General features: G+C 55.2%; 13 protein-coding genes. 5 read left to right on the forward strand and 8 right to left on the reverse strand.

All coding sequences use genetic code 11. The features are described from left to right. Window positions 1-31: 31 nt before the first annotated feature. The 4 genes from NP603_RS12520 (at window position 32) to NP603_RS12535 (ending at window position 2,996) form a co-directional block, all read left to right on the forward strand. Window positions 32-736, forward strand: coding sequence for a hypothetical protein (locus NP603_RS12520; protein ID WP_256611221.1), 705 nt, complete (start codon window positions 32-34; stop codon window positions 734-736). A gap of 63 nt (window positions 737-799) precedes the next feature. Beyond that, window positions 800-1,165 (forward strand): hypothetical protein, encoded by a 366-nt coding sequence (locus NP603_RS12525; RefSeq protein WP_256611222.1) that lies wholly within the window; start codon window positions 800-802, stop codon window positions 1,163-1,165. A 149-nt stretch (window positions 1,166-1,314) separates the two neighbouring features. Next, window positions 1,315-2,127 carry a hypothetical protein gene (locus NP603_RS12530; RefSeq protein WP_256611223.1) on the forward strand — a complete coding sequence of 271 codons (813 nt, stop codon included), beginning with the start codon at window positions 1,315-1,317 and terminating at the stop codon, window positions 2,125-2,127. 158 nt (window positions 2,128-2,285) lie between these two features. After that, window positions 2,286-2,996 (forward strand): Lcl C-terminal domain-containing protein, encoded by a 711-nt coding sequence (locus tag NP603_RS12535; protein ID WP_256611224.1) that lies wholly within the window; start codon window positions 2,286-2,288, stop codon window positions 2,994-2,996. A 275-nt stretch (window positions 2,997-3,271) separates the two neighbouring features. On the opposite strand, the gene NP603_RS12540 is transcribed toward NP603_RS12535, so the two are convergent. The 7 genes from NP603_RS12540 to NP603_RS12570 form a co-directional block, all read right to left on the reverse strand. Continuing rightward, a complete protein-coding gene (locus tag NP603_RS12540) occupies window positions 3,272-3,733 on the reverse strand; it encodes a c-type cytochrome (RefSeq protein ID WP_064024338.1) in 462 nt (153 codons plus the stop codon). Between the two features lie 91 nt (window positions 3,734-3,824). Next, window positions 3,825-4,535, reverse strand: a complete 711-nt coding sequence (locus NP603_RS12545) for a cytochrome b/b6 domain-containing protein (RefSeq protein ID WP_256611225.1) — start codon at window positions 4,533-4,535, stop codon at window positions 3,825-3,827. A 16-nt stretch (window positions 4,536-4,551) separates the two neighbouring features. Continuing rightward, a complete protein-coding gene (locus NP603_RS12550) occupies window positions 4,552-5,445 on the reverse strand; it encodes a dienelactone hydrolase family protein (RefSeq protein ID WP_256611226.1) in 894 nt (297 codons plus the stop codon). Between the two features lie 62 nt (window positions 5,446-5,507). Next, window positions 5,508-5,921, reverse strand: a complete 414-nt coding sequence (locus NP603_RS12555) for an ExbD/TolR family protein (RefSeq protein WP_054763817.1) — start codon at window positions 5,919-5,921, stop codon at window positions 5,508-5,510. Continuing rightward, entirely contained in the window at window positions 5,921-6,694 is a 774-nt protein-coding gene (locus NP603_RS12560) for a MotA/TolQ/ExbB proton channel family protein (protein ID WP_256611227.1), read from the reverse strand. The genes NP603_RS12555 and NP603_RS12560 overlap by 1 nt, the downstream gene beginning before the upstream one ends. 9 nt (window positions 6,695-6,703) lie before the next feature. After that, window positions 6,704-7,501, reverse strand: coding sequence for an energy transducer TonB (locus tag NP603_RS12565; RefSeq protein WP_256611228.1), 798 nt, complete (start codon window positions 7,499-7,501; stop codon window positions 6,704-6,706). Beyond that, window positions 7,498-7,920: a hypothetical protein gene (locus NP603_RS12570; protein ID WP_256611229.1), complete on the reverse strand. Its 423-nt coding sequence runs from the start codon at window positions 7,918-7,920 to the stop codon at window positions 7,498-7,500. Before NP603_RS12570 ends, NP603_RS12565 begins: the two co-directional genes overlap by 4 nt. A gap of 265 nt (window positions 7,921-8,185) precedes the next feature. Here NP603_RS12570 and NP603_RS12575 point away from each other — a divergent pair, with 265 nt between their 5' ends. Then, window positions 8,186-9,253, forward strand: coding sequence for a sigma-54 interaction domain-containing protein (locus tag NP603_RS12575; RefSeq protein ID WP_054763655.1), 1,068 nt, complete (start codon window positions 8,186-8,188; stop codon window positions 9,251-9,253). A 46-nt stretch (window positions 9,254-9,299) separates the two neighbouring features. On the opposite strand, the gene NP603_RS12580 is transcribed toward NP603_RS12575, so the two are convergent. Next, window positions 9,300-9,504, reverse strand: a 205-nt coding sequence (locus NP603_RS12580) for a hypothetical protein (protein WP_256611230.1), incomplete at its 5' end; no start/stop codon positions are given.

Raw genomic sequence — 9,504 nt, forward strand, 5'->3', positions numbered from 1 at the left:
TTTAGAAAAATTATAACGTTCGGAGGATAGTATGACTTTTTGTGAATCCGTAAAACAAAATCAACTCGCAATATGTTTTCTTGCTTTATTTATGTCACCTCCGGTATATTCGGCCAGTGTTACGCTAAATTTTTTAGGTACTTATGATACGGCAGGAAACACGGTATTTGGCCAGTCTGGCATTGTGCCGTTCAATTATCAGATTACTTACGATACCGCGCTAGATACAAACTCTCAATATTTTGCCAGTGGCACTTCATTAGGTGGGCTTATTACCACGCATGAATGGTATGGTTATTCTTCCTCTGGGATAATCAGCAGCAATATCAACTTCGCCGGAGTTTCTTGGAGTGCTGGTGACTTAATGAATCTTATACCAGCAATTGGCGTTTCCGCCGATCTGTGGTTTGACTCTGATATTAGTTTGGTTACGCCGACCAAAGCATGGCTTCAATTTAATAATGTTAATGGATTATTGTTATTAGGAGGTGCAAGCGCAAATGGAATCAACGTTTCAATGTCATCGACTTCCGAAATAAGGGAGAGAAGCAATTTTAATATTGCAAGAGGAACAATGGGAATAACATCTGATGGCGTTAACTCCGTTCCTGAACCCAATATTTTTCTTTTGTATTTAATGGGTATTGGAGTGGCTGCATTGGTTAATAGAAAGACTATTGGCTTGGTCGGCTTTCAAAGTTCTAAAAACCAAACAGCGAATTCAAAATACATTTGATTTTTTGGTTAATAACGATTATTCGCTCTTGAATAATAGCTGTGTCCATAATGAGGAAAAACTATGTCCACTGAAAGAAAGTGCATGATAACGCTTATTAACAGTTACGGGTCAATAATTCGTGACGTCCAATTCCAGCATTGCAATGGATACGGCGACTGGATTCAATTGATTGTACAATTGAATCCTAATGAAGAGGCTGGGCCTTGGGAAGTAATTTATCGAACCGGTATCAACGCCAATACCGATCATTGGTATGTATCGTTCAAGAACGAAAATGGCATTCGTTTCGATAACGACCACGACTTTGACTGTAGCCCGGATAAAGATGAAGAAGGCCAGATGATTCGAGCAATTATCACACGTACGACACTAGTTATTCAGCTTACAGAAAGTGGATGTGAAGAGGACTTACGCTCCGCAAGTTAACCATGCACCAACCCAATTCTAATAACTGTAATCATACGAAGAAGGCCGTAGTTTGGTTTAAACGACATGAAACCCAGTGTTCTGAGTTTCATATTACGCGGGCGCCTGCTCACTTCATCTAAGGATATTTAGATAAAGAGGATAACAAAATGGTTAATAAATTGCTTTGTTGTACTATTATCAAGTTGAATTTTATCGTAATTGTAATTTTTGCTCTATTTTCGGAAAGAGTTACTGCATTCGACGTTGCCACCATATCTAAGGCTGGTGATGGAAATCACGGTTCAATCACCAAGGAATGCGTACAGCAAACGGGGCTGTTTCCAATCGCCAACGAACTTGCAGTATCTGCCGAAAGTATAGACTGGCGAGATACGCCGGGTAATTACCTCGGAAATCGCAATTACGAGCCAAAAAAACATTGTGATCGATTAGATGGACAGTCTCATATGGACGCGTTTACTAAATGCTATAACTATTACCAGCATACGTTTAACTACGCTATTAACCAAGCAAGGGTAGGAGACCGGGCTGGGGCTATTAAGGAAATCGGTCGGTGGATGCACACATTACAAGATGCTTACTCCCATGGCAATGCTGCTTGGGAGGCGTCGGGTGCAGAAGCGATCAAGAATTGTTTTGCAAATCCCCTTTCTGAGGATTTTAATGAATTACAGGCTCCGACAAATCCGCAATGCAGCATTCCAAGCGATAACTCCTGGGGTTATTATCTTACTACATATCCGGACGCCGAACGCCCCCACTCAAAATACGCGACTGATAAGGAAGATCAAAATCCCACCGCAAGATCTATTACCACCAAATGCGTTAGCGGGATGTGTGGCACACAGTGTACTAATTTCCAATGTGCCTACTATGGAGCAGTAGAAACCTGTAGGGCTGCCGCGAATACGTTTTTTGAGCGTTGCGATGCTTTGTGTCGAAAAACACTGGGACTTTGAATAATAAGCTTGAATCGCTGGGAGTAAAATAGGGCAGAGACTTTTGAGAACAGTCATACCAAGTTCATAAATCATTTCCGCAGAGGAGAGGACGAAAATGCCAATTAACAAATATCGATTAACCACAATTGCTTTATTTTGGTTCTATAACATTATCAGTGCAAGCCGCCCTCGAATCCCGCGCCAACGGCACGATGGTTTACGACACCGACCGCGACATTACCTGGGTAGCGAACGCCAATCTGTTTAAAACCCTGGTCGATGTGTCCGGCGATACCGTCGCTTATGTGCAAGGCATCATCGCCGCCAACAACGGCGTCGTGCTCAACAAGCCGAATGTCTACGACGGTAACGATGGCGTTTACAACTTATCCGCCGCCGATTTCTACGCCGGTAGCGGTGGCATGACTTGGTTCGGCGCGATGGCTTGGGCCGGTAGCTTGAATTACGGTGGTTACGACGACTGGCGCTTGCCTGTGGGCGTTAGCGGTTCGACTGGTGGTACCGGCATTCTGGGCAGCGAAATGGGACACTTGTTTTACGAGGAACTGGGCGGCATGGCCTTGAAACCGATCGGCACCCAGCACGACAGCGATTACGCCTTGTTCGGCAATATCCAGCAATACTATTGGGCCGGGACAGAATATCTGTTCGGCTTGGGTAATAGTACCGCGTGGACGTTCGACTTTAACGACGGCAGCCAATGGAGTTCGTTTAAGAACCTCCAATCACCTCGATTGTATGCCTGGGCCGTCCGCGACGGCGATGTTGCGGCAGTTCCGCTTCCAGCCGCAGCTTGGTTATTCGGCACCGGTCTGTTGGGGTTATCGAATTTACGGAAACTCAGTACGCTTTCCACCACAAGTTAGAGCTAAACGACTGCTTTAAGCCACCCTCGAGACATTGACTGATGCTGAAGCTCAAGGGCGGCTTTGGGTCGTAAGAACCTCGTGGCTAGTAAAGTCGAGCCAGCCGGCAAGGACCGCCAATGGTAAAGCAACATCGGCAACCGACTTTACCCGCCGAACCGGCGTGAGCAATTCGCCTTTATCAAAACCAGCGCTACCGGCATAAAAAAGCCAACCGGCGGCAAGCCACCGGTTGGCTTTTGGGTTGGAGTGGCTGCGTCGTTTTTCGAAACGGCTTATTCGCGGACTCTGACCAAATCGTGGCAGCCTTTGCAACTGGCGGAGAGTTTGCCGAATTGGGCCTTGATTTCGCCGACGTCGCCGTCTTCGGCTACTTTCTGCAATTCGTTGGCTTCTTTAATGAACGTGGCTTCCAGCTCTTTTACTTCGGCTTGTTTTTGAAAGTATTCCGGTTTCAAGCGGGTCGGTTTCCAGCCGGTGCCTTGGTCGGTGCCGGGGCCGTATAGCTCCAGTAAATTGGAATTGGCCACCGCGGCAATCGCGTTCGCGGCGGCGATGACTTGGTCTTTATTGAAGGTTTCCGGGTGGTCGGCGGCTTGGGCTTTGATTTTCGCGGTGTTCCAGCCCAGGAAGGAATAGGCGGACTGGCGGAAACGGATTTGTTCCTCGATCGGCCCGGCCAAGGCCGCCGTCGTAACCGCGCCTAACGCCAGTGCGATTGCCAATTGGGTTTTCATTGGGTTTGCTCCTTTATTGATGAAAATGTCCGGCCAGGGTTGCTTGCCAAGCGGGTTCGCCGGCGGCCGGTGGCCGGCAAACCGCGGTTGCTCAGAGTTTGTTGCCGGCCTGTACGTTCTGCACACCGGCCAGTTTGGCCAGGGCCTGCAACGGTTCGCCGCCCCAAACGCCCCAGACCACCGACAGCGCCACGGCGATGCTGGCGATCAAGCGGATCGGTCCGGCCGGTTTGGCGTCCGCCGGGGCCAACGACCTGGGCAACTGCTTTTTGCCGGTCAGCATCGCGCCGATCAGGCCGGCTTTCTTCACGTGCTGGTAAAACAAAATTGCCGCGACGTGGATGCCGACCAGGATCAGCAGCACGTTGACGCTGCGCAAATGCCAGCCGCTGAGCTTGTCGCTGAGATCCTTGTCGATCAGATCGAACAACGGGCCTTCGAAGGCGATATCGTCGTTGGCGAACAAGCCGGTGCCGGCGAGTATGGCCAACACCGCCAGCAAGGCAAATACCGCCAGAGCGCCGAGCGGGTTGTGGCCGGCACCGAGCCATTCGCCGCGGATGTAGGCGGCGATTCGGGAAAAGGTCGGAAAGAAATTGGCGAAGCGGGCGTGGGTGCTGCCGACAAAGCCCCAGACCAGCCGGAACACGACCAAGCCCAGTACCGCGCTGCCGAAACGGCCGTGCCAGTCGGTCCATTCGCCGCCGACTTTGCCGGTCCAGTAGGCGCCGACCACGGCCGCCACCAACAACCAATGGAACAGCCGTAACGGCCAATCCCAGACATGTACTTCCACTTTCACGGTTAACCTCCGCGCGTTAGCTGTCGCGCAAATAAGCGTTGAAGAAAGCTATGGTTCGGTCCCAAGCCAGTTTGGCCGTTGCGGCGTCGTAACGCGGCGTGGTGTCGTTGTTGAAGCCGTGTTGCACGCCCGGATAGGTATGGGCTTCGTAATTGACGCCGGCTTTTTGCAATGCCGCTTCGTAGGCCGGCCAACCGGCGTTGATGCGGTCGTCGACCCCCGCGTAATGGATCAGCAGCGGCGCCTTGATTTTGGCGGCTTCTTCGGCCGGCGGCTGCGCGCCGTAGAACGGTACGCCGGCTGCCAGATCGGGTAATCGCGTCGCCAGGAAGTTGACGATCCCGCCGCCGTAGCAAAAGCCCACCGCGCCGAGTTTGCCGTTGCCGGCCGGCAATTTTTTCAGGGCTTGCGCCGCGGCCAGGAAATCGTTTTGGGTCTTGGTTTTATCCAGCTTCTGGAATAATTCGCGGGCCTTGTCTTCGTCGCCCGGATAGCCGCCCAGCGTGTATAGCGCGTCCGGGGCGAAAGCGATGAAATTGTCGACTGCCAGGCGGCGGGCGATATCTTCTATGTGCGGATTCAGGCCGCGGTTTTCGTGGATTACCAGCACTAGGGGCAGTTTGCCTTTGGCATTGGCCGGCTCAGCCAGCAAGCCGCGAACTTTGCCGTTACCGTGCGGCGACGGAATCTCCAGATAACTGGTTTTGACGCGCGGGTCGTTGTCGGCGATTTGTTTGGCTTCGGCGAAGCGCGGATTCAGCGCCTCCAGCAAGGCTTCGGCGGTCAGGCCGAGCAGGGCGTATTTGGGGACCGAGGATAAAAAATCGCGCCGGGAAATGTCGCCGTGCACGTACTGGTCGAATAGTTTCAGGGCTTCCGGATGGAAGTCGTCGGCGGTTTTGCGCGCCATTGGGTTCTCCTTGATTGGGTAACAACTAAACCCGGCTCGTTGCCGGGCCGGGTTGGCTTGGGTTAGTTGGACGGTGCGGTCAGCACGGCCAGTTTGGTGACGCCGGCCCGTTCGATGGCGGCCATCACTTTGGCGACGATGCCGTATTGCACGCCGTCGTCGGCGTTCAGATTCAGCGCCAGTTCCGGATCGGCCGCCTTGCGGTTCTTCAACTCGGTTTCGACGGCATCGACGGCGAATTCCTGCTTGTCGATAAACACCTTGCCTTGGGCATCCACGCTCAGATAGGTGGCGGCCTTTTCTTCCGGCGGTGCGGTTTCCGCGGTTTTCGGCAGGTTGACATGTACCGCGTTGGTCAGCAGCGGGGCGGTGACGATGAATACCACCAACAGCACCAGCATTACGTCCACCAGCGGCGTGACGTTGATTTCGCCCATGACGTCGTCGCCGCCGTCGTCTTTAGTATTGAAAGCCATTAAGCGTGCGCCTCCTTCGCGATCAGTTCGTCATGCAGCGGCTTCGGTGCCGGTTTTTTTGCCGCGCTGATTTCGGTCAGGCGTGCCGCCGCCGCATTGGCGGATTTGCTGCCGGAGCGTTCGATGACGAAGCCGTGTTTCAACGCCAGATGCACGAAGTCGATGGCGAAGTCGTCGAGAAAGGCCCAGATCACTTTGTTACGGCGGATAAAGAAGTTGTAGCCGACGACGGCGGGCACCGCGACCGCGATCCCGACTGCGGTGGCGATCAAGGCTTCGCCGATCGGGCCGGCCACCACTTCCAGGCTGGCTGAGCCGCTTTTACTGATGTTGGTCAGCGCGCCCATGATGCCCCAGACCGTGCCGAACAAGCCGACGAAGGGCGAGATGCTGCCGATGGTGGCCAATACCGCCAGGCCGCTTTCCAACGAGCCGCGCTCCTTCTGCATTTGCTGGCGCAGGCGGCGGTCCAGCAATTCCTGGCGGTCCCAGGTATGTTCCAGATCGTGGGTCGAGGCGCCGCTATCGGTTTCGATCAAGGTCGAGAAGCCGATGCCGGCGACGCGGGCGGCCGGGCCGTGCTGGTCTGGCAATTGCGACGCGGCCTGAATATCGGCGGCGCTCCAAAAGCGTTTACTGAAGTTGCGGTTGTGGTAGGAGATGCGCAGGTGTTGCACTCCTTTGACCAGAATCAGCGCCCAGGTGACGACCGAGGCGCCGATCAGCGTGTTTAATGTGCCATCGACGATGACGTTGGTTGCAATATCAGACATGTATACACCTCAAGATAAGTTGAAAGTAATCGGAACGGTCACGTAACCGGCGACCGGGGTATCCCCGCGTTTGGCGGGTACGAACGACCATTTGGAAACGGTCTTGACCGCGGCGTCGTCCAGCACTTTTTGGCCGCTGGTTTTGATCACCGTGATGTTGTCGGGTTTGCCGTCGGCTTGGACGTGCACCTTCATCAGCACCTTGCCTTCCCAGCCGCGTTCCTGGGCAATATCCGGATATTCCGGCGGCGGGTTGTGCAGATAGTCGGCGCCGGCGGTGGGCGGCGTAATTTTTTCCTCGACCACCGGCGCCGGTGGCGCAGGCGGGGCCGGCGGCGCGGAATCGCTGACCGGGCCCGGCGTCGGGTCCGGAATCGGCGCCGGTTCGGCCTCCTGTTTCACCGGTTTGGGTTTGACCTTGGGCGGCTTCAACGGCACGACTTTGGGTTTGGGCGGTTCGCGCACGACCGGTGGCGGCGGTACGACCGGGCGCGGCCGGCTCAGCGTGATTTGCACTTTGGGCGGTTCTTTCACCGGTTCGACGAACTCCTGTTCCAGCGAGGCGCCCTGGAATTGTTCCAGCAGCGTGGTGTGTACCAGGACCGATATCAGGCCGATCGCCAGAAAGTCCGTTAGCTTGTGGTCGCGGGTATTGCCCTGGTACTTGAAGTTTTGCAAGGCGCTGGCCAGCGGGGTATGTGCCAAGCCATCCAACAGCGAATTCGCCGCCGGTTTCAATGACGGTATTTCGGCGTCGGTCCAGCTCTCGGCATCCAGATGTTTGATTGTTGCGAAAGGCGTACTCATCGTGGTTCCTCGTTCAGAAAAAACGTCCCGGCTGTTCGTGGCGCGGATGCAAGATCCGCTTCGAAATTCGGGGCAACTGTGAGCTGTATCGCACAAGCTGTGCCAAACCGGATGGTTTGGCTGGTTATTCTGCGGCGGCGTTTGCTAACACGATGATTCTCAATAGGAAAAGCATGGCTGACAGGCTGCCCGCCAACCCGTTGCAAGTTGGCGTGGACAGGTTGGGCGTGTTCGTCTGGCATCAGATTTGAATCGGGACTGTTTACCGGCTGCTGGCAGTGCAACAGCGGGTGAAGAAGGCTGGGCGGGTTCAACCCGGTTATGAGGTAAACCGGAAAAACCGCGGAAATCTTATCGGCAGATTCGATTAGCTTTTCGAAATTTAACGTTTCATCGCTGCCTGGCTGGAACGGTAACATTCACTACCGTTAGTAAGCGGCGCGGAACAGGGCTCGATTGGCGATTCCGCTCCGCTGGCTATTCCGGGCAAACGGTTATCGTCCAGCCAGTTTTAGTGTGCGGCGCAGGGTAGCCTGAAATCGATCGAGGTCCGTCGCATTCGGGATTTGACGGATCGAATAGGGAGTTGTTGGTAATTGGGGGCGTTGGCTTTTCGGCCAAACCGTCCATTCGGTATGAATTCTTAGCGGCTAAATCGTTATTCGCCGTTATCAAGGGGATGTTATGACCTTATTGGCTTTTGACGAACAACAATCGCGCTCGTTGGCGCTGTCGGTGCGGGCAAGCGCATTGGTATTCGAAGACCCGGTTTCCCGCCGCCTGTTGGAGCAGATCGAGCGAATCGCGCCCAGCGACGCCACGGTGCTGATCATCGGTGAGACCGGCACCGGCAAGGAGTTGGTGGCCAGGCATATCCATGCCTTGAGCCGGCGCAGCCGGGAAGCGTTCGGCGCGTTGAACTGCGCGGCGTTGAGCGAAAATCTGATCGAAAGCGAATTGTTCGGCCATGAAAAAGGCGCGTTTACCGGCGCCTTGGCGACCAAAATGGGTTGGTTCGAAACCGCGAACAAAGGCAGCCTGTTTCTGGACGAGGTCGGCGATTTGCCGTTGGGCCTGCAGGCCAAGTTGCTGCGGGTGTTGCAGGAACGGGAGGTGGTCAAAGTCGGATCGCGCCACCCGGTGCCGGTCGATGTCCGCATCATCGCCGCTACCAACGTCAATCTGGAGGAAGCCGTCGCCGCGCAACATTTCCGCGCCGACTTGTACTATCGCTTCAACGTCGCGGCGATCCATCTCGCGCCGCTGCGCGAGCGGCCGGGCGATATCCTGCCGTTGACCCGGCATTTCCTGAAAATTTATGCCGACCGCCTCGGTTACGGCGACGTGAAAATGTCGCCGGCCACCGAACTGGCGCTGTTGAATTACGATTGGCCGGGCAATATCCGCGAGCTGGAAAACGCGGTGCACCGCGCCTTGTTGGTATGCCCCGGCAATTGCCTGCGTCCGGAGGACTTCAAATTGTCCGGAGTCCGGGTAGCGGAGCAAAGCCAGGCGGTATCGACCGTGTCTCTGGAAACTTCGTTACAGCGGCTGTTCGACCAGGCGCCGGCCAAGTTATTCGAAATCATCGAAGAGACGGTAATCCGTTCCGCTTTCGAATACTGCGAACAGAACCAGGTGCAGACCGCGCGGATGCTGGATATCAGCCGCAACGTGCTGCGGCATAAACTGGGACTGTACGGCATGCTGCCGAACGGCCAGCGCCGGGCGGCGGAGCAGGAGGTGGCTTGATCCGGCACGGATCGCACCCTCTGCGGCGGGTAGCGGGCGCGGGCGGCTAGGCTGCGAACTTCGCGGCGCAAGCGCCGCAACTGGTGCTGGTCCGGCTGGCAGGTCTTATCGGGCGAGGCTTGCCGGCGGCAACGGATGTCGCCAAGACGTCCGGTCGGAATAGTTCCGGCGTTTGAACCGTTACGGCGAAACCGGCCGATAACGTGGCATAATCGCTGCGGCCGTGCCGGTAAGCCGCTTGCCGGCACGGC

Source organism: Methylomonas aurea, assembly GCF_024505045.1.
GTDB lineage: Bacteria > Pseudomonadota > Gammaproteobacteria > Methylococcales > Methylomonadaceae > Methylomonas > Methylomonas aurea.

Excerpts from the sequence above, each read along its gene's own strand:
- NP603_RS12520 (WP_256611221.1), top strand. The coding sequence starts at position 32 with ATGACTTTTTGTGAATCCGTAAAACAAAATCAACTCGCAATATGTTTT.
- NP603_RS12525 (WP_256611222.1), top strand. The coding sequence starts at position 800 with ATGTCCACTGAAAGAAAGTGCATGATAACGCTTATTAACAGTTACGGG.
- NP603_RS12530 (WP_256611223.1), top strand. The coding sequence starts at position 1,315 with ATGGTTAATAAATTGCTTTGTTGTACTATTATCAAGTTGAATTTTATC.
- NP603_RS12540 (WP_064024338.1), bottom strand. The coding sequence starts at position 3,733 with ATGAAAACCCAATTGGCAATCGCACTGGCGTTAGGCGCGGTTACGACG.
- NP603_RS12550 (WP_256611226.1), bottom strand. The coding sequence starts at position 5,445 with ATGGCGCGCAAAACCGCCGACGACTTCCATCCGGAAGCCCTGAAACTA.
- NP603_RS12555 (WP_054763817.1), bottom strand. The coding sequence starts at position 5,921 with ATGGCTTTCAATACTAAAGACGACGGCGGCGACGACGTCATGGGCGAA.
- NP603_RS12560 (WP_256611227.1), bottom strand. The coding sequence starts at position 6,694 with ATGTCTGATATTGCAACCAACGTCATCGTCGATGGCACATTAAACACG.
- NP603_RS12565 (WP_256611228.1), bottom strand. The coding sequence starts at position 7,501 with ATGAGTACGCCTTTCGCAACAATCAAACATCTGGATGCCGAGAGCTGG.
- NP603_RS12570 (WP_256611229.1), bottom strand. The coding sequence starts at position 7,920 with ATGTTACCGTTCCAGCCAGGCAGCGATGAAACGTTAAATTTCGAAAAG.
- NP603_RS12575 (WP_054763655.1), top strand. The coding sequence starts at position 8,186 with ATGACCTTATTGGCTTTTGACGAACAACAATCGCGCTCGTTGGCGCTG.